This is a genomic window from Metasolibacillus sp. FSL K6-0083 (assembly GCF_038630865.1).
Taxonomy (GTDB): Bacteria; Bacillota; Bacilli; order Bacillales_A; family Planococcaceae; genus Metasolibacillus; species Metasolibacillus fluoroglycofenilyticus.
In genome coordinates, this window is the sequence record NZ_CP152046.1 from 2,232,404 (window position 1) to 2,253,499 (window position 21,096).

General features: G+C 39.2%; 11 protein-coding genes and 1 pseudogene. 4 read left to right on the forward strand and 8 right to left on the reverse strand.

The window, feature by feature from the left end; all coding sequences use genetic code 11:
• Positions 1-49: 49 nt before the first annotated feature.
• Positions 50-1,579: an alkyl hydroperoxide reductase subunit F gene (gene ahpF / locus MHB51_RS10395; RefSeq protein WP_107941860.1), complete on the forward strand. Its 1,530-nt coding sequence runs from the start codon at positions 50-52 to the stop codon at positions 1,577-1,579.
• A 145-nt stretch (positions 1,580-1,724) separates the two neighbouring features.
• Here the strand turns inward: ahpF and MHB51_RS10400 are convergent, their stop codons facing one another.
• From MHB51_RS10400 to MHB51_RS10415, 4 genes are all read right to left on the reverse strand, one after another.
• Positions 1,725-2,636 (reverse strand): ATP-binding cassette domain-containing protein, encoded by a 912-nt coding sequence (locus tag MHB51_RS10400; RefSeq protein WP_066170463.1) that lies wholly within the window; start codon positions 2,634-2,636, stop codon positions 1,725-1,727.
• Between the two features lie 13 nt (positions 2,637-2,649).
• A complete protein-coding gene (locus MHB51_RS10405) occupies positions 2,650-3,861 on the reverse strand; it encodes an ABC transporter permease (protein ID WP_342558108.1) in 1,212 nt (403 codons plus the stop codon).
• A gap of 12 nt (positions 3,862-3,873) precedes the next feature.
• Entirely contained in the window at positions 3,874-4,992 is a 1,119-nt protein-coding gene (locus tag MHB51_RS10410; RefSeq protein WP_066170471.1) for an ABC transporter, read from the reverse strand.
• A gap of 153 nt (positions 4,993-5,145) precedes the next feature.
• The gene (locus MHB51_RS10415) at positions 5,146-6,993 is read right to left on the reverse strand and encodes an SLC13 family permease (protein ID WP_066170475.1); all 1,848 of its coding nucleotides are present in this window, start codon (positions 6,991-6,993) and stop codon (positions 5,146-5,148) included.
• A 941-nt stretch (positions 6,994-7,934) separates the two neighbouring features.
• On the opposite strand from MHB51_RS10415, the gene MHB51_RS10420 reads away from it, so the two are divergent.
• The gene (locus MHB51_RS10420) at positions 7,935-9,419 is read left to right on the forward strand and encodes a catalase (RefSeq protein ID WP_107941854.1); all 1,485 of its coding nucleotides are present in this window, start codon (positions 7,935-7,937) and stop codon (positions 9,417-9,419) included.
• 328 nt (positions 9,420-9,747) lie between these two features.
• Here MHB51_RS10420 and MHB51_RS10425 read toward each other — a convergent pair whose 3' ends face one another.
• A complete protein-coding gene (locus MHB51_RS10425; protein WP_342558109.1) occupies positions 9,748-10,677 on the reverse strand; it encodes an AEC family transporter in 930 nt (309 codons plus the stop codon).
• A gap of 94 nt (positions 10,678-10,771) precedes the next feature.
• On the reverse strand, positions 10,772-12,544 hold the full coding sequence (locus tag MHB51_RS10430; protein ID WP_161956355.1) for an S-layer homology domain-containing protein: 1,773 nt from the start codon (positions 12,542-12,544) through the stop codon (positions 10,772-10,774).
• Positions 12,545-12,731: 187 nt separating this feature from the next.
• Here MHB51_RS10430 and MHB51_RS10435 point away from each other — a divergent pair, with 187 nt between their 5' ends.
• On the forward strand, positions 12,732-13,763 hold the full coding sequence (locus tag MHB51_RS10435; RefSeq protein ID WP_342558110.1) for an S-layer homology domain-containing protein: 1,032 nt from the start codon (positions 12,732-12,734) through the stop codon (positions 13,761-13,763).
• A gap of 243 nt (positions 13,764-14,006) precedes the next feature.
• A pseudogene (locus MHB51_RS10440) lies at positions 14,007-15,554 on the forward strand (IS1182 family transposase).
• A 147-nt stretch (positions 15,555-15,701) separates the two neighbouring features.
• On the opposite strand, the gene MHB51_RS10445 reads toward MHB51_RS10440, so the two are convergent.
• Positions 15,702-16,481 carry a hypothetical protein gene (locus MHB51_RS10445; RefSeq protein WP_342558111.1) on the reverse strand — a complete coding sequence of 260 codons (780 nt, stop codon included), beginning with the start codon at positions 16,479-16,481 and terminating at the stop codon, positions 15,702-15,704.
• Positions 16,482-16,671: 190 nt separating this feature from the next.
• A complete protein-coding gene (locus MHB51_RS10450; protein ID WP_342558112.1) occupies positions 16,672-21,069 on the reverse strand; it encodes an S-layer homology domain-containing protein in 4,398 nt (1,465 codons plus the stop codon).
• Between the last annotated feature and the right edge of the window lie 27 nt (positions 21,070-21,096).

The window sequence follows — 21,096 nt, forward strand, 5'->3', positions numbered from 1 at the left end:
AAAGCCCATTATTATTAAAACTTATCAAAATAAGGAGTCGTTTTCCCTCATGTTATTAGATGCAGATATTAAAGCACAATTAGCCCAATATTTAGAGTTACTAGAAGGCGATATTGTTCTAAAAGTTAGTGCTGGCTCAGATGACGTTTCACGCGATATGCTCGCATTAGTAGATGAACTAAAATCAATGTCATCACATATTACTGTAGAGCAAGCTACACTCCCACGCACGCCAAGCTTTAGCGTGAATCGCGCAAATGAAGATACAGGTATTGTTTTCGCAGGTGTACCACTTGGTCATGAATTCACGTCACTTGTTTTAGCTTTATTACAAGTAAGTGGACGTGCGCCAAAGGTAGAGCAAGCTGTCATTGAGCAAGTAAAAGCCATTCAGGGCGAGTACCGCTTTGAATCATATATTAGCTTAAGCTGTCATAATTGCCCTGATGTTGTACAGGCGCTAAATATTATGAGTGTATTAAATCCAAATATTTCACATACAATGGTTGACGGTGCAGCTTTCAAGGAAGAAGTTGAAAGCAAAGATATTATGGCTGTACCGACTGTATACTTAAATGGTGAGCCTTTCGGTAGCGGACGTATGACGCTTGAAGAAATTTTAGGTAAGCTAGGTAGTGGCCCAGATGCTGCTGAATTCGACAATAAAGAGCCATTCGATGTGCTTGTTGTCGGTGGTGGACCTGCTGGCGCAAGCGCCGCAGTTTATGCAGCGCGCAAAGGAATCCGTACAGGTCTTGTTGCAGAGCGCTTTGGTGGTCAAGTAAATGATACGTTATCGATTGAAAATCTTATCGGAACGAAGCATACAGAAGGTCCACGAGTAGTAGCAAGCCTAGAGGAGCACGTAAAGGATTATCCGGTCGATATTATGAATTTACAGCGTGCAACACGTTTAGAGAAGAAAGATTTAATCGAAGTTGAGCTTGAAAACGGTGCAGTTTTAAAAAGTAAAACGGTTATTTTATCAACAGGTGCTCGTTGGCGCAATGTAGGTGTACCAGGTGAAGCAGAATTCAAAAATAAAGGTGTTGCCTATTGCCCACACTGTGATGGTCCATTATTCGCTGGTAAAGATGTGGCTGTAATCGGTGGTGGTAACTCAGGTATTGAGGCTGCCATTGATTTAGCGGGTATCGTAAAGCATGTTACGGTAATTGAGTATAACGCAGAATTAAAGGCAGACGAGGTACTCCAAAAACGTCTGTATAGCTTACCGAACGTTACAGTTGTGACGCAAGCGCAAACGAAAGAAATTACAGGTACAGATAAAGTGAACGGTCTTACTTACATAGACCTTAAATCTGGCGAAGAGCGCCATATCGATTTACAAGGTGTCTTTATTTTAATCGGTCTTGTACCAAATACAGAGTGGTTAGGCGAAGAACTAGAGCGTACGCGCTTCGGCGAGCTTATTGTAGATAAGCATGGGTCGACTAGCGTGCCTGGCGTATTTGCAGCGGGTGATTGTACTGACAGTGCCTACAAGCAAATCATTATTTCAATGGGCTCAGGCGCAACAGCAGCTCTTGGCGCATTCGATTATTTAATTCGTAACTAATAAAAAACAGCGTCCCGAAAGTAGTGCATTCGGAACGCTGTTTTGATTTATCAGCGACTTGCCACGTTCTATTGGCGGTTTCCTTAATTCTATTGGCAGTTCTTCTTGTTCTATTGGCGATTCGCCATCCTACATGGGCGATTTGTTATGATTCTTCCCCATAATACATCGCATATAAATCATTCAAGGTTATTTTGCCAAATGTAAAATCATTTACCTGTAGCTCAGCCAAATAGGCAGTCATGCTTCCCAATGTTTCGGCATCTTTTTTATCCAATGTTAGTAAGGTCGTATCATTAACTAATGTTTGCAGGGCAATCGTTGGATAACGTGTTTGGAATGCCACCTTCACATCACTAGACATATTTTTCACGCGCACTGTTGTCATTGTTGGCTCACTAAAACCTTCAACAATATCATCAACATCCATTAGTTTCCCATCTTTGAATAAAAATAGACGATCCGCGTATTTCTCTAAATTATCGAGTAAATGTGAGGCAATAATAATCATTTTACCCTCCGCCTTTTTTTCCATAAGAACGTTTGAAATAATTTCTACATTAATAGGGTCAAGTCCGTTCATTACTTCGTCCATCAGCATAATTTCCGTATTGGCAACAATTTGCATTGCAAAACATAGGCGCTGACGCATCCCTAATGAATAAGTGCCTGCTTTTTTATTGACATAATGGCCCATGTTTAATGCTGCAATCGTTGTGTCGATAAGCTTCGGGTCGGATTTCCACATCGTACAATAGATTTTTAAATGGTCACGACCGCTCAAATGGTTATATAAATCGCTTTGGTCAGGCATCATTGAAATTAGCTGATGAATTTTCACCTCATTTGCTTTACTTGAATAGGTTAAACCATTTTTAAATATCACTTTTCCACTATTAGGTGCAACATAATTCATCATGACATTCATTAAAGTAGATTTTCCCGTTCCATTCGGTGCAACAAGCCCAATGACCTCACCTTGATGAAAGGTTTCGCTAATATCATTTAACACTTTCTTGCTACTAAAGCTAAGCTTTATATTTTGCAGTTCAATCAAGTCAATTCCCCTCCTACTTCACCAATTTAAAGCGTTTATTTAATGAGATACATAATGTAATAGCTAGCATCACAATGATAGAAACCGTCAGTAGCTTCGTCCCTAATAATACCGACATATTGTCATCGTTATAATAGAAATTGCGTATTTTTGAGGCAATTTGTCCAACTTGAATATAAGATGTCGGATAATTTTCGATATCCCACAAAAATCCAATACCGCGACTAAAGTAAAAATACTCTGCAAAAATAATAACGAAGCCAATGCCTAAATTAATCACTTCATTACGCAACAACACACTGCACAGCAATACAACTGTAATAATTGCGATAAACCATAGCAATAATAGCTGTAAGCACTGTACTAAAAACATGCCGAGAGACATCATTTTAAACAAGCCCTCCTGCTGCTCCTTATAATCTGGGATATATTGTGGCACTGGGATATCAAAATGCCCGAAGCCAAATTGTAGCCCAATCACGAGGAAGCCAGCTATTAACGGCACAAATAAAGCGAGGCTACCAATAAACGTAACAAAGCCTTTTACCAACAGCTTTTTCCAATCAGCAATTGGAAAACCTTTCAGTACAGATGGATGCAGACGGTCCTTTGTCACAATATCTACTGCCAATAACAAGACGCAAACGATAAGCACAATTGGTAAAGCACCTTTCATTAAACGCTCCACTGTTTGCCATGCTGTCCGTTGCTCAAATAATGGAATTGATAAAGCATAATCTGCTTTCGCAAACTCCTCAAAGCGTTTGCCGGTTTCTAAATAGGCATAAAATGCGTCCTCATGCGCATATTGATTGCCATATGTATAATAGCGAGGGTTGTAGAAAAAGGAATCGCTACGATACGTAAAACTGTTCGTAATATAGTACCATTGACTAGTTGCCGCTGCGTATTTTTGCAAATCGCCACTTTCTAGCGCTTCAAGCCTTTCTTGATCGTATGGATTTACCATATGAAAGACGTCTAGCGCAAAGCGCACAGCGGGATGTACAAAGCGTAAATTTCTATCTGCCATCTCCTGAATAAATGTTTCTCTCGTTAAATAACGGGCCTCAATTTCATCTACATCCACCTTTTCAATCGGGTCATAGGCAGGTGCAATTTTAATTGCATAGAACAGTGCAGCGAATAGCAGCAGCACATAAATCGCAATATTTTTCTTATTCTTAAAAAATTGTACAAGCTCAAATTTAAAGTATGCCCACATTGTAGTCCCCTCCTATGCTCTCGCTATTTTCCCTGTAGAAAAGAATGTTTTAATAATTAGCATCATAAGTGTGATGCTAATCAGTAGGACAAGTAGCCCAACATTCATCGTTAAACTTACAGGCTGAGCAAGTTCCAAAGGATAACCACTCAAAATTTTATTAAAATTCAAAAAATTGAATGGATTATACGGTAAGAAGCTAATCATCGACGGAAACACCTCTGGCAAGAAGAACAATATACTTTGCACAAACAGTGTCAAATACATATTTTTCAATACTACATTCAAAATAATAGACAACAACATTGCGAAAATCGACCCGACAATCATATAGCCAATGCTTAGAGCGATATAATGAAGTGTCGAATAAATTGCTGGCTCCCCAACATAAACAGCAATTGGATAGCTCGCGTCACCCAGCCCATTCATAAATATTAAAGGCAATGTGCAGACAAAGACGACCGCAATAAAGGCCAATATGTATAGAAAATGCGTTACACATTTCGTAAATATGTATTGGTCAAAACGTATCGGATAACCTTTAATTAAGCTTGAATGCTCGAAATCCTCTAGCAAAATAGAGCTCGTATAAAAACTAATAAAAATATACCAACCTGCCCCAACAATGCTAAAGAACAGTAATAAAAACGGAAAATATTGTAGCGGATTTTGTGCTACCGGCTTGTCTGTTTTTAACAAATAGGAAAAATACATATGGTTCAATGTATTTTTTATACGCGATGGCATTAAGGAGGCTACCTTTTCATATCCCTCTAACTCAAAAGCCTCCGCGCGTAGCTCAGCAATTTCAATAGAAGTTTCGTAATAAACTCTATCATTTTTCATCTTTAATACAGCAATTTGTAGAGCAACAGCAATTTTTTGCTTATTCAAATTTTTATATAAATCACTGCCATCTCCATCATCTGAGGCATCAACTACTTGGAACTTCGTTAGCGCCGCCTGCGAAGAGTAATAATCCCCCGTCTTTTCAATAATTTGATTACCCGTAGATTGCGATTCGATATAAAACATCATTCCTATCGTAATAAGCGCAACAATGAACAACAAAAACAAGTTTTTTCGATTCGTTAACTCAATCTTGAGTCCCACTTTTAATGCACGTATCATTTTATCCCTCCCGCAAGCTATTATACAGTAAATTTGGATGCAATTGGTACGGATTTTTACAATACCTCGCATATATTAAATGACCATTATTTTAATGAAGCATAAATGAAGCGTCCGAAAAGCGGTGCTTTAGCACGCTTTTCGGACGCCCCTTTAAAACGGAAACAATAATGGGATAGCAATCATCATGACGATAAACATAATAATTTGTAACGGCACACCTACTCTAACGAAATCCATAAATTTATAGCCACCGGCTGTTAATACTAACGAGTTCGTCGGTGAGGCGATTGGTGTCGCAAAAGCCATACCAGCAGCTGCTGCAACTGCAATCATAAATGTGTATGGATTGGCATCCATCGAGATGGCTGCCGTCATTGCAATTGGTGCAAATAATACGGCTGTTGCTGTATTGCTGACAAATTGACCAAAAACAACTGTCACTATATAAATACCGAGCAATACGCCGTACGGTCCGTAGTCCCCAAGCACTCGAATGATGGCATCAGAAATAATCACCATTCCCCCTGTTTTTTGCAGTGCTGTTGCCATTGGAAGCATTGCCGCCACGAGCACAATACTCTCAAAATTCATTTTATTGTAGGCATCGTCCATATTGCGTAAGCAGCCTGTGACAATCATTAAAATAGCGCCGATTAAAACTGAAATAACAGCATCGAACACTTCAAACACCATCAAACCAACCATTAATGCCATAATAGCCCCAGCAATTGGCGCTTTCCCTGTTGCTGCAGCCACACCCGCGTGCTCACGCGGCTGCCCTACAACGACAACATCCTGTGTTTCACGTGACAGCAAATCAATTTCATCCCATGTTCCTTGCACTAATATAGCATCCCCAAAACGCAGCCTTTGCTCCGCCATATTTTGCAGTATATAGTCACCTTTGCGGTTAATGCCTATAATGTTTAAATTGTATTTTTTACGGAAGCCCATTTTGCTTACCGTTTCACCAATTAAGCTTGATTGCGGTGTTAGTAATACCTCTGCCACACCGATTTTTTTCGAAATCAACTCCTCAACATGTTCATCTGTCATATAATCAATCGCTAAGTGGTAGTCTGTGGCAAAACGTTCAACATCCTCCTGTGTCCCTTGAATATAAAGAGCGTCATTTGGTCGAATTACACTCGTTGGGCCCGCCATCTCCTGATATGTCATTGGCAGCAAATTGATTCCCTCTGTAGCACGACGCTGAATTTTCATAATAAAAATATGATAATTTGCTGGTAGCTTTAGCTCAGCTAGCCCTTGCCCCACGATGCTTGAGCCCTCCGACACATTGACGCAAAAAAGCTTATCATGCAAATCATATTCTTGCACAATTTTTTTAGGCGATAACTTATAGCCTGCATTCGTTTGCAGACGCTCTTTATCATTCGGCAGCAGCTTGTTACGAATTATAACTAAATAAATAATCGCTGTAATTGTCGCAATAATACCAATTGGTGTAATCGTAAAGAAGCCTAGCTTGTCAAAACCATTATCAACTAAAGTCTGCGAAACAATTAAATTGGGAGGCGAGGCGATTAATGTCATCAAGCCTGACATGCTTGCAATATAAGACAATGGCATTAAAAACTTGGACGGACTAGCCTGTATGCTCATCGCAACACTTACAACGATTGGTAGCATTAGTGCAACGGTTCCTGTATTACTCATAAATGCCCCAACTGTTGCAACGATGACGAGCAGTAAAATAAATAGTTTGAGCTCACTATCCCCAGACCATTTCAAAAGCAGATTTCCTGCCATGCCCGCTAGCCCTGTGCGTAAAATACCCGCACCAACTACAAATAATCCAGCAATCATAATCACAACCGAATTCGAAAAACCTACAAGTGCCTCGGCAGGCGTCAAAATACCGCATACGACAAAGGCTATTAGCGCAAGCAGCGCTACTAAATCCGCACGAAAACGATTCGTTACAAATAAAGTAATTGTCGCGATTAAAATAATAAATGTTAATGTTAATTGCATAAATTGCGACTCCTTCTCGCTATAGTCACCCTCTATTGTATAAGAAACAAATGAAAAGGTCGCCTATAGTCTTAAAATTCCTATAAAACGTCATATATAGAGACTGTTGTATCTGTCATCTTGCTATATGTATAAAAGAATGTGCTCCTGCGGTTACTCGTCGCAAAAATATTGCTAAAAGAAGTTAAGCTGTGCTATCTAGCTTAGTACATTATCATCTATTACTACAAAATATCCCCTTCTTTTTTCAATTAGTATAGCTCATTTTCAATAACCATATAATCATAAAAGCATTATAAGCAATTATTGATAATTTATTTTCAGTTGACTACACATAGGCTAACTTTTTTACACAATCTGCTGCTTCAATATTTATCATATTATATATACATGATGTTTTTAAGCTGAACCGAGCTACAATCCTTTTACTTTTGATACCTATTTTCAAACAAAAAATGCATATATCAACGTCACATTTTTGCAACATAAAATGCGTGCTGTCTAAAGTAAAATGATGATTTAACTTCTTTCAGTAAAGGTCCCCCGCCTCTATAGATGGCGAAATAAATGCATTTCATAGACTCCTTTCAGCAGATGTCCAAATCACTCGCAAAAAGAAGAGCTCAGTCTAAAAACATTGCAGCATGGGCGTAACGGCTAAGTGACTAACAGCATGTTGGTGTCAGCCTTAGCCGATGTCATAGATTTTCCATGCACGCTCGAGAAAATCTGGACAAGTGTCAAGGAAGGCGTAATTAATTAGCATTTCCCCTACTTAAATCTCAAGCCTATTTACTTTTCCCCTCAAACTACAAAATTTTCTGAACAAAAAACAAATTCCTTAAATAGAATTATTATAATTTAGTAGAAATTATGATGTAGTTTTGCTATAATTATAGATGTAGAGTTTTTCAAAATACTTTTTAGGGGGAACATTCATTATGACAATGGATAAACAACGCCGATTCACAACAGCCGGTGGAGCACCTGTAGTAAGCAATCATGACTCAATGTCTGCTGGTTCACGCGGTCCACTATTACTACAAGATGTTTGGTTAATCGAAAAGTTAGCAAACTTTAACCGTGAATTAATTCCTGAGCGCCGTATGCACGCAAAAGGCTCCGGTGCATTTGGAACATTTACTGTTACTCATGATATTACAAAATATACAAAAGCAAAAATTTTCTCTGAAGTTGGGAAGAAAACAGAAATGTTTGCACGTTTCTCAACAGTAGCTGGTGAGCGTGGTGCAGCAGATGCTGAGCGCGATATTCGCGGCTTTGCTTTAAAATTCTATACAGAGGAAGGTAACTGGGACTTAGTTGGGAACAACACGCCTGTATTCTTCTTCCGTGACCCATTACACTTTACAGACTTAAATCACGTTGTTAAACGTGACCCGCGCACGAATATGCATAACGCTAATTCAAACTGGGATTTCTGGACTTCATTACCTGAAGCACTACACCAAGTAACAATTGTTATGTCTGACCGTGGTATTCCAAAAGGCTATCGAAATATGCATGGTTTTGGCTCACACACATATTCAATGATTAACGCTAACAACGAGCGTGTATGGGTAAAATTCCACTTCCGTACAGAGCAAGGTATTGATAATTTAACAGGCGCTCAAGCTTCTGAAATTATCGGTAGCGACCGTGAATCTTCACAACGCGATTTATACGAAGCAATCGAGCGTGGCGATTTCCCGAAATGGAAAATGTACATCCAAGTTATGACTGAAGAAGAAGCACGTAATTTACCATACAACCCATTCGATTTAACAAAAGTTTGGTATAAAGGTGACTTCCCATTAATTCCTGTTGGCGAATTCGAATTAAACCGCAACCCTGATAACTATTTTGCAGAGGTAGAACAGGCGGCATTCGCACCATCAAATATTATTCCTGGTATTAGCTTCTCACCAGATAAAATGCTACAAGGACGTATTTTTGCTTATGCGGATGCACAGCGTTACCGCCTAGGTGTAAACCACTATATGCTTCCTGTAAACGCGCCAAAATGTCCATTCCGTACATTCCACCGCGATGGTGCAATGCGCTTTGATGGCAATTTAGGCTCAACACTAAGCTATGAGCCAAATAGCTACGGCGAATGGGAGCACAATACAGAGCTAGCTGAACCACTATTACGCATTGATGGTGACGCGGGTATTCACGATTTCCGTGCAGATGATAACAACTACTTTGAGCAACCAGGCAAGCTCTTCCGCTTAATGTCACCTGAAGAGCAGCAACGTCTATTTGAAACGACAGCAGCTGAAATGGGTACTGTAGAAGAATTTATTAAACGCCGCCATATTTTACACTGCTACTTAGCTGACCCTGCTTACGGTGAGGGTGTGGCAAAAGCAATGGGCTTAACACTAGACGGTATGGATTTAACAAACCCATACACTAGATAATAGCAACACTTAATTCAACAATCGTTTTATCCCACATTAACAGGTAGTAAGACGCCCACTTTAAGACCTAAGTGAAAATATGCTAAAGGCTAAGTAGGGATGAGGAAAACCCCTACTGATTGAAGTTTCATTTTATACCGACTAAAGAGGAAGCTACCTTTTCGGATAGCTTCCTCTTTACAATGTAATGAAAATTTCATTTTCACTTATTCGCTTTCATTCGAAGGAAAATCTGCTAAACCCAGTGTTTCTCCCGTCTTCAAAAACGCTCTTGCTATTTTAACAAGTGAAAATTTGAAGAAGCACCATCGACAGCCCCTCCCTATTTTTAACCAAATAATATCTCCGACATATAAATGACAACTGTGACAGTAAGACAGCTAACAATTGTAGAAAACAGTACTGTTTGCGCTGCTGTGTCCGACTCCACGTCATATTCTAGCGCTAAGCTAGAGCTATTGCGTGATGTCGGAAAAGCACTGGCAATAAACAGCGATTGTGCCACAACCCCATCAAGCTGAAGTGCAATAATAACGACGAAAGCACTAGCAGGTCCTACGATAAGACGTGTGATGCAGCTAATAAAAACTACCTTATTAAACATTGCCCGCATTTCAATTTGGGAAATTTGCGCTCCTAGTGTAATAAGAGCAACCGCAACAAAGCCATCCGCCACATAACGCATTGGAATATAAATTGGCTGGGGGATTGTAATGTGCAGGACATTTAATGAAATCCCCACTATCAACGCATAAATAATAGGCATTTTTAAAAAATCTTTAATAATTTCCTTGCCCGATTTCGAGGTGGAAATCAAGTTGTACAAACCATATGTATAGGTCGTTATATTTTGAAAAATAACCATAATGACTTGAATAGCTACACCAATTGGCTGTGTCGCAAAAATCATTTGTGCTACAGGTATTCCGTAATTTCCAGAATTAATTAAAACAACACTATTTTTAAATACTGCCGCCTCCTGCCTTGGAAGATGAAGTAATTTTGCAATAAAGTGGCCGAGTAGCATTTGTGCGCCGATAAAAAAGAGAATAAATAATAAAACTTGAGCAATCAAGCTGGGCTGAATAGCTGTTTCATATAGGTTTAACAACACAGCGGCTGGCATAAAGCAATACGTAATCAACTGCGACATCGCCTTTAAGTTAAAGGAAAACTTCTTTTGCAATAAGCCCCCGATAAGTAGCAATAATAAAATCGGTGCTACAATATTGAAAAAGATTATCGATAAATATTGCATGCAGCTTTCCTCCTTTATTCGTGATAAAAGCGTAAAAAACCAACATTACAAAGTTGATTTCTCACGCTTTTTTCAGACTCAATCCGATTTCTACTTAAAGTAAGTTTGCTAGTTCCATTGTGATATACAGTATTCTTGCCATTTCAGAGCGTGTTAAAGTAGCATTCGGTCTAAATTCGCCATTTTTACTAGGTGTAAAAATATCTAATGTATCCATTAACGCAATACTTTTTTGCTCTGCTTCCGTCAGCATATATACATCTGTATATTTTAAGTTCCCAGCTCTTGAAATTTGATAAACATCTACGCCTAAATGCTCCAAATAGCGGTCTAAAATAACGGCTGCCTGTTGGCGCGTTATTTGTCCGTTCGCATTATAATAGACTCTTCCTGACCCTGGCATAATCCCCGCTTCATGTAACGCCTGAACTTCCTTCACATAAGCTTTACCGCGCACATCATTAAATGGCGTAGGGCTTGAAGATGATAAGTTCGCTGCTCGTGCTAGCATTACTGCGAAATCAGCGCGCGTTACTGCCCTTGCTGGCAAGTAACTACTACCCGATGCGTTCGTCAAAATACCTCTTCTTCCTAATTCATTTATATAGTAAGCATTCGGGTCACCCTCTATATCAGAATAATTTGAAGTCGAGTCTATAATGGAAGCGACAAAATTACCAGATGTCTTTGTTTTCACAATGAAGGCATTTTTTTCAACCTTCAATGGTACTCGAGTTCGCTTTAATTTGCCCTCTGCTTGATACACAATCGCATTTCTTGAAACTTTAAATTCCTGTGTAGGGAGAGTAATTTCCACATATTCCCTAAAGCTAATATCATTGCCTCGCGCTTTTGCAGAAAAGTAAAATTTATCGTTCTCAACCGTTAATGTTACTGCAACTGTACCACTAACACCTTTTAAATCTTGAATTGGTAGCTTCACCTCAACACCATTTGACGAGGTAATCGTAATTGGCTGCTGCTGGTAATAAATAATATCTGCTGGAACATAGGCAAATAGCTCATCACCACTTCTGACAAATTGCAAATCCACGCTACTATCCGGCACAATTGTTCCATACTCGTTATCAGGAATATAACTTAATGATGCGGGTCTACTGTCATCTTTCACTTCGACAATGCCCGTTAAATCCTCTTGCTTTGTATTTGGGTGTGTAGGCTGCTTCGGTGGTCCCGATGGATTTTTCCCGTATGCCTCTTCTAGCCTTTCTAATTTTGATAATGTCGTCACATATTGCTTTGCCTCGTAGGAAAGGCGATTGTAATATGAGCGCGCATTAGCTAACACCGTTCCCGAAGATTGTCTTGTGACATTCGCCATATATCTATCAAACGCTGCTGCGCTTGCTTTTGCGGCTGCAATAATCGCTTCTTGCTTCGCAATTTCCTGAAGTAGCTTTGTTAAATATAAATAACTTTGACTTGTTACACGACCTTTTGCTAGTGCAGACAATTCATCATATGCGGCCTTTACTGCATAAACCTCCTCTTTTGAGGAACTATATGTAAGGCGATAAATCATTAGCTCGATTGCTTCTGCATCCGCCTTCGCTTTTTTATCTGTAGCTTCTTGCGCATTTTTTAAACGTTCCTCTGCAGCGACAAGTCGAGCTATTACATTACTTTGAATAAGTGCCCTTGCTTCGGCAGAAAGGGCATTATAAGCAAAGCGCGCTGCATATACTTGCTCTGCTGTTGAATTATTTGTTAATGCGTTTATTTTTTTCGTTACCTCTTCCGCTTGCTTTTCCGCATCTGATGCTTCAGCAGCATAGCTTATAGGCGCTGCAACAAAAGCTACAGAAGCAGACAACAGCAGCGCTGTAGCCATTTGATTCTTTTTCATCGGCTCTTTCCCTCCAAGCATTTACTTTTCGTCAATATACCTTAATTACAATTATAAACATAAATACTAAAAAGACATAGTATTAATATGCACTGCCATTTAGGACGATTTGCTCCTTGAATTTTACCTCGCAGTCAGTCACACTAGAAGTAACAGCTACTGTAGGAATTTGAAGGGGGGAGCTTTTGTGTTTAGAACGATTTTCAATACAGTTGTCATTGCTGCCTGTTTTTTTATACTAACCGCCTTACACGCAGAAGCAGCGGGATTTAAAGATGTACCGAAGGAGCATTTTGCCTATGATGCTGTACTATGGGCACAAAAATATGAAATTATTAATGGCTATAGTGACGGTACATTCAAACCAAATGAAATGATTACAGAACAGCAATTCGCTAAACTATTAGCTAATTATTTCGAGCTAGAGATAGTAGAGGATGAACTAAAAAAGCAAACGACAACAGAAATATGGTCTGACGAATTTTATAATTCATTGGCAAGCTACGGTGTTCCGCTAAACGGTTATTTACATAATTCCATTCGTTCCCAACCTGTTAAGCGCGGTGTTGTGGCACAAGCCATTGCTCACTTAGCAGATGCACAACAAAACTTAAATAGCTCTATCGAATTTTTATTGGAGCACTCCATTTCAACAGGACAAAATCCAAAATACGAAAACCGCGACTTACAAAAGTTTTTCGGCTCAACAAACAATATGACCCGCGCGCAAGTTGTGACGCTACTATATCGCATGGACTCCATGGATTTCTACTATATTTCTGATGATGCAGAAGCCATACACAAAAATGAGGATAACAATTCCTTAAACGAACGAGCTATAGAAGCAAAGAAACAGCTAGATGCTTCCCTTCAGCAAAACCCATCAAGCAGCAATCTGTGGAATGGCAACTACCGCTATGTCTACCAGTGGGGCAAAGGACAATATGAGCGTAATGCACGCTATGTAACAATTTCAAGTGCAAATAGCAAGGATTTTTATGTCAGACTCTCCGCCTATGATGGTAAATATGAAGGTACAACAGAAGGCTACGCTGTTATCACATCTGCTAAAAAAGCAATTATGCAAGAATCAATCAAAGGGAACCGTTGCATTATCGAATTTGAGCACTTAAATAATGCCATTAAAGTGACAGAGATTGACTGTAGTGCCGAACGCAAAAATGGCACAAACTTTTCAGGGACATTGCGGAAGCAATAAAATAGGCGTTCGAAACATAATTGTATAATGATTTCTCTATCACAATAATGAGTTTATTCGACTTTCTTTCACTTCTACTATAAAAAATGAGGCTGGGACAAAACCCAACCTCTAACTGAAAAGCCCCTGAAATTTTACGAACAGTAAAATTTCAGGGGCTTTGATTTTGAATACAAAAAAAGACACCTATCTGTTAAAATTTAAGTATCCTACTACCAAATTTTAAACGAAAGAAGTGTCCTTATGTTTAAAGATTATAACATGAATCAATTAATTTTACCGCTTGATTTAGAAATCAAATTACAAAAAAATGATATTGCGTTTGTCATTCATGAGCTTGTCGAAAGTATTCCCAATGAAGCGTTTAGATCTTTTATTCAACACACAGGCTGTCCCTCGTATCATCCACGTATGATGTTAAAAATTATTTTATGTGGCTATACACAATCGAGGATTTAACGAAAGATAACGTGCGCATGATGTGGCTGGCGCAAGGCTACGAACCAAGTTACCGCACCATCAATCGTTTCCGTGTTCATCCTGTCATGCAGGAATTAATTCGCCAATGTTTTGTGCAATTCCGTTGCCAACTAGTTGAAGAAAAACTCATCGATTTAGAAGCAATCTTCATTGATGGTACAAAAATTGAAGCAGATGCGAATAAATTTACGTTTGTTTGGAAACGTGCAATCGAAAAATAGGAGGCGAGTCTCATTGAAAAATCGAATCGTTTAATATGAAGAACTGCTACAACAGCAAATCATTCCAGCCATCGAGCGTGAATCGGAAGAACAATTATCGATTCCCGAGCTGAAGGAGATGGCGGAAAAGTTAGAAGAAGTGGTGGTCGATTACACGGAAAAGATCGAAGCTTCTACTCAAGTCGAAGAACGAAAAGCATTACGAAGCGCACGTAAAACGCCGAAACAGCTGATAAAACAAGTAACTGACTGGGTCACACGAAAAGAAAAATATGCGCGTGATTTTGAAGTTTTCGGCACACGGAATAGCTATTCCAAGACCGATAAAGATGCGACGTTCATGCGAATGAAAGACGATTATATGAAGAATGGCCAATTAAAAGCTGGTTATAATATACAAATCGCGACAGAAGGACAATACACATTGGCGTATGGTGTCTACCCAAACCCAACGGATACGAAAACATTGACACCTTTTTTAAATCGAATTGAAACAGATTATTTTGAGTTACCAAAATACATTGTGGCAGACGCTGGTTGTGGAAGTGAAGCCAATTATAAGGATATTTTAGAGAATCACGAGCGTGAGGCACTCATCACCTATAATCAATTCCGAAAAGAACAAACCAAAAAGTATAAACAAGATCCGTTCAAAACGAGTAACTGGGTGTATGATAAAGAGACAAATACGTACACTTGTCCGAATGGGCAAAAGTTAACCTTCCGCTATACGTCTAAAAGAAAAGATAAAGATGGATTTGAGCGCACGTTCCAAGTGTATGAATGTGAAAACTGCACGGGTTGTCCGCTTCGTGCGAGTTGTACGAAAGAGGAGGAAGGCAAGCATCGGAAACTGTCGGTGAATGAGCGCTGGGAACAACAAAAAGAATATGTACGCACGAAGCTTTCGGAAGAAAAAGCTGGCTATCTATATCATCAACGCAAAACAGATGTAGAACCAGTTTTTGGATTTTTGAAAGCGAATTTAGGTTTCACGAGATTTTCGGTTCGTGGGGAATCGAAAGTCGAAAATGAAATCGGCATTGCCTTGATGGCTGTGAACATCCGAAAATATGTGGCAAGGGGGTAACGAAAACCACCATTTTCACTTCGCCACACACAAAAAACGAAATGACATGACGTCATTTCGTTTTTTGTGTGGGCCAGAACTATTTATGTCCCAGCCTCAATGTTAGTATGTTTCTCATATATAATATGAAATCATAAAGTTTTATTATTATCTAGTAATTATCACATATCTAGGAGCATTCAAATCGATTGGGTCCCGTTTCTCTATAGCCCAAATAATATTTCCATACTTATCCTTAGTAAATAAGTATACTTTTTGCCCTGTTTTGAATACATTTCTAGTATCTGCATCTTCAGAACCATTAGCCTTCCGTTCAAGTATCACACTTGTATCTGCAGCTTGTTTGATTTTCCCTGTACCAAACGAAATAATCGGACTTCCTATAACAGGCGAATTATTTCTTACTGTAGTAAGGATATCGTCTACTGTTGGCTCTGGTGCATTGCCTGCTACAACTGCATAGTAGTATTCCTGCTCCATTGCTTGAGCAGCTCCGATATTTACTGATATCTCCATATCAACAGAGTTCCACTCTGCTGCGTTACCTCTAATGTCACCAGCTAATTGTGCGTATGACATAGTGTTTAATCTATGAGCTGCTGGTGGATACATATACTGACCAAAGTCTTCAAGGTCAAACGCATTTTGCCCCGCATAGTCATACGCAGCAGGCATATCTTTCATCTTAATTGTAATCGTCTTGTCCATCGTACCGCTTGCAGTTGGTTTAATAACAAGTTTACTTGCCTGTGTTGAATTTGTCCCTACTGTGTAGCTATCAAATTCATATTCGGACGTAATTGGATTTCCCGCCTCATTTGTTATATCTAAAATCGTAGATAAGTCAAATGTGCCCGAAGCTGGGATAGACGAGCGGTTCAAGTCTGCTTTTAGAACGCCTGAAGTACCTGTAGGCTTTTGACGCATAATCGCTTCGCTAAATGTAATCGTAAATGCTGCGTACTTTTTATATCTTGATTTTTTTGGCTAGCTAAATACTTAGTATAGAAACTACTATATTATAAGATATTTAATAAATACAAAGGGCACCTACAGTAACGAATTCACATTCGTACTGGAGGTGCTTAAATTTTTTATTCGCTTTAATCAAAAATTTTTAAGGTCCTACTATAATGATATCATAATCTAAGCCGTTTTTAGTAGCTTGAACAATATTTCCATATTTGTCCACAGTTAAGAAGTATACTTTTTGACCTTGCATAAATACTGAGGTATTTCCAGTTGCACTATTAGATTTTGCTGTAACCGTTCTTTCAAAAGATATTCCTGACAAATCATCTGGAGAAATTAAACCTTTGCCATATTGGATAATCCCCTGTTTTGCACTAATACCTGTATCAGCAGATTTAATAATATCTTCTGCAGTAATTGATACTGGAGAATTTGCGGCAACGACAGCATAGTAGAACCATTGTTCATAATTGATGTCTGTGCCAATTTCCGCACTTATCTTCATATGAGGAGAAGTTTTTACATCTACACCACCAAGATTACCACCACTTGGCGGTACTAGATACGCTTCTACTATTGTATTATTAACATTTGTCGCATATTTATATTCTGCTTTAGATTTCTCAGTAACAAATGATAATTTCCCTAGGTCTGTAATTTCCTTCAGATTTGTTTCATTCATATCGATTACAATATCTGCAGTTACTGGTGCTGATAGAGTAAATAATAATTTTCTACTCTCGTTTGTCTTAACATTCGTTAAATCTTGCCAATCGATTTGTGCAACTGTTGCACCAGTAATTCTTTGAATTTCAGTTCTTAACTGTGCTAGTGCCGCATCTTGAGCTGCTTGGTTTAAAGGCTTTTTATCATCACTTGATAACCCTATTGCTTCAGAAAATGTTATCTCAAATGTCTGATTTTCTACAAAGCCTACAGTTGGAGTACCAGCAACTATTGTTAAAGGCGTTTTATCGTAATCTGCTTTTGTTAGTTTGCGTATTATAGGGTTTATTTTCGGCTTTGTTCCATCTGAATAAAATTCCTTCCACATAACTGAACCATTTGGTTGGTTTAAGTCCCATGTTGGGTTGGCATCATTCATACTATAAACAGTGAAGTTGCCATGTCGATCTCTTACTCCCATATAAAGAACGTATTCTTGATGTGGCGTCAAGTTCTTGATTATGATACTATTATCACCATTTGCCATTTGCTCATTGCCTACGCCGCCTATTGCTCTAAATGCTGCTTCACGCTCAGCACTTGTGCGATTTGAGCTTGTTGTGCCATCAATTGGCTTTAAGTTGCCACTTGTATCATAGATAAGTGGATTTAGCTTCATCGTACCTGCTAGCTCGTCGTCTACGACCCATTTTTCAATTGCTTTGTAATAAACAGTCCCTGCCTCTAAAGAGTGGAAAGTAAGAGTTGCCTCTCGGTCACGGCGACTAGCAGCTACCTCGTCTCCACCTATAGGTGTTACTTTAATACTATTTGGGTCTACTAATGGTGGTTTCGTATCAGCAATAATTTCTTTACGCTCTATTTTTGATAGCTTTCCTGAGCGGTCTCGCAGCACCATGAATATATCGTATGTTGTGAATGGGTCAAGCTCTAAAGTCGTTAAGTCTAAATAGAACTTTTGCGTCCCTACCTCTGTCGTAACGGGTTCTTTTAAATTACCGATATAAATTTTACCGCTATCAGTTGTCGTCGTATCAAACTTACCTGATTGTCTGTCGCCAAACTCATTGTAGAAATCCTGTTCATTGATATCTAGCTGATCTAAGTCTGTTGTATTTGGCATAATTAAGTAGTATGTTAATCCCGCTTTATTAGCAGTGAATTCAACTTCTGCTAACTCACTACCAGCATTTTTTGTAATATTAATTTTTGTAATTTCTGGTGGCACCGTATCTGTATGCGTATATGTTGCATAGTTTCGAGGTGGCACATCCGAGTTAGTTGGTAACGTTCTTATATTTTCAAATTCTAAGCCTGCTAAATCTTTGACTCCAGGTAATACTGTCACCTTTAACGTATCTCCATTAACAAAACCTGTTTGCGAAGGGATTGTTAATAGTACACGTGGTCTATTCCCATTTTCTTGATATTCAACAGTAGCTGGCTTAATTGTCTGCTGCCCATCAATATTGATGATGACAGAGCCTGATAAATCATAGTTTTCAATATTATTAGCCGTTTCAGGGTCTAATCGTTCGCTAAAATATAAATAAAATTGATTATCATTATAGCGTATTAATTCTGGTGGACTCGCCACATACGGATGCACATTATCAATATCTGATGTCGTCACAGTTGTGCTTTCAACACGCTCTGAAACATTGCCCGACCTATCCTTCATGACTACATAGATTTGATAGTCTGTGTTAGCTTCTAAGCCGCTTATAATATGCTCGACTCTATCTCTAGAATTCGCCTGACCACTACCTGAAGGACTTGTTAAAATGTCTTCCACTGTTGGCGCTTCTGCTGATGTTGAACGGCGAATAATGTAGTAGTACTCCCCTGGCTCAGATGGCGTGAAGAAGAATTTCGCTCGTTGTCCTCCATGCATCGGCTCTGCCCCTAAACCATTCACGCGCGGCGGCGTACCATCTGTAGTTGAAAATGCTTTCTCCGCCTTTTCAGACACATTCTCAGAATTATCTACAACAACTAAATATAAAACATAATCTGTTTCTTCCTCTAAATCATTGATTGTGAATGTAACAGGACGGTCTGCAGTTGCTGTGCCTCGTTGCTCGGCATTTTCACGTAAAATATCACGAATTGTTGGTGGACGCTCAGACTCCTTACGCACTGCCCAGTAATAGGTTCCATCCTCATTCGATGTAAATGTTGCAGTAGCTGTTACGCCCGCAGTATCTACTGATGTGATTGTCACAATCGGACGTGTTTCATCAGGGATATCCTTATCCTCATCCTCACGGTCAACTGGCTTGCCGTCTGGGTCAGTAATATTGCCAATTTTGTCATTATCATTTTCGAAGTCATCGAAAATTTGGTTTGGCTTTTTGTCCTTTGGTAAAATAACACGGTCAATATAAACATGCTCACCTAAATCAATCCAGCCAGAGCTATTATCGACATAGAGGAAGTCAATAAAGCTGTCCGTATTGAAATAGACGCTCTTATAGTTATTTTTATAAACCGTTTCAATATTGTGCACACCATAAAGTACTAAATTGCGCTCTGTTTCGATATACATTGTTGTCATATCCGCATAAATTTCTGCCTGCTCAACATCGCGTGCAATCGTGACACGGCTCAATGTATCGTCCGCTGATACAAATGTATAATTGCGTTCGATAAATAAATTCGATACATATGTATCCTCGAAGTCTACATAGCCCTCTACCTTACCCATACGTGCTGAGTAGCGCGTATTTGGCTTAGCATTTTTATCTGGCACAGGCTTTAACACTTCATTGTCTTTCGGGTTTAAATATTCGCTATCATCCGGCACATTCGGCTGTGACCAATCAATAAAGCCAACACCTGAAATGCTTGCAATATTTAAGCCTTGAATGCGCTCTGTATAGTTAGCTAAAGACTTGCGTGGTGTTTCAGCAACTGTTGTGCGACCGTATAGCTGCATATTTTTCACACGCAAATACGTGCCGTTAATTATTAATTCTCCATTAAAGTTAGCACCACCGCCATCTAATGCTACTAGGCGGTTTGCTGTACCAGAAGCATTTAGCGTTAGCTGGCGAATGCCCGTTAATGTTTTGCCGCTAAATGTCCCTTCAATAACAGCACCTTTTAAAGCAGCCGCATTGCCCTCATTAATAAACGATTTCAGCGAAGAACCAATTGTATATTGCACGCCGTTAATATAAATAATATCACCGCGTATATCCCCAACATTATAAGATGGGTCCCCTTTATCCGCCTGCTCCGCACGCCAAATAAATGTCGCTAACTGCGCTCTTGTTACTGTGCCAAATGGCTCAAAGGTAGTTGCTGTCGTTCCCTTTGCAATGTCTAAATTATATAATGTTTGAATAAACGCCGCATTGGCATTTTGGCTGGATACATCGGTAAAATTGTGATTAATTTTCGTTGCCACTTCAAGCTGGAAGCCAAGCGTTAACGCTTTAGCAATTTGACCGCGGGTAATTAATTCATTTGGCTTAAATGTTTTATCATTGAAGCCGTCAATAATTCCCTCATTGGCGATTGCCGCAATATATGAATAATACGGATGTGATTGTGATACATCTGTAAAGCCAGGATTTTTTTGCCTTGCCACGTTTAAGCCCATCGCTAAAGCGAGGATTTTTGCTGCTTCGCCACGCGTTACCGCCTCACTCGGTCTAAATGTGCCGTCACTATAACCACTTACAACGCCACGATTCACTAAATCTAGTACTGGTTTATAATAATCCGCATTGGGATTTAAGTCTTTAAATACATATGCATTTGCTACAGGTGGCAGCGCAACAAGAATACCGCTTGAAGCTAAAACTGTCGCTACAGCCGCCTTACTTAATTTTTTATAATTATTTTTCATAAGCTCCTCCTTCAATTCATTTCTCAA

What these genes read in the sequence shown, in the direction of transcription:
- MHB51_RS10415 (WP_066170475.1), bottom strand. Translation starts at nt 6,993, where the DNA reads ATGCAATTAACATTAACATTTATTATTTTAATCGCGACAATTACTTTA.
- MHB51_RS10425 (WP_342558109.1), bottom strand. Translation starts at nt 10,677, where the DNA reads ATGCAATATTTATCGATAATCTTTTTCAATATTGTAGCACCGATTTTA.
- MHB51_RS10430 (WP_161956355.1), bottom strand. Translation starts at nt 12,544, where the DNA reads ATGAAAAAGAATCAAATGGCTACAGCGCTGCTGTTGTCTGCTTCTGTA.
- MHB51_RS10450 (WP_342558112.1), bottom strand. Translation starts at nt 21,069, where the DNA reads ATGAAAAATAATTATAAAAAATTAAGTAAGGCGGCTGTAGCGACAGTT.
- MHB51_RS10410 (WP_066170471.1), bottom strand. Translation starts at nt 4,992, where the DNA reads ATGATACGTGCATTAAAAGTGGGACTCAAGATTGAGTTAACGAATCGA.
- ahpF (WP_107941860.1), top strand. Translation starts at nt 50, where the DNA reads ATGTTATTAGATGCAGATATTAAAGCACAATTAGCCCAATATTTAGAG.
- MHB51_RS10420 (WP_107941854.1), top strand. Translation starts at nt 7,935, where the DNA reads ATGACAATGGATAAACAACGCCGATTCACAACAGCCGGTGGAGCACCT.
- MHB51_RS10445 (WP_342558111.1), bottom strand. Translation starts at nt 16,481, where the DNA reads ATGCGTCAAAAGCCTACAGGTACTTCAGGCGTTCTAAAAGCAGACTTG.
- MHB51_RS10405 (WP_342558108.1), bottom strand. Translation starts at nt 3,861, where the DNA reads ATGTGGGCATACTTTAAATTTGAGCTTGTACAATTTTTTAAGAATAAG.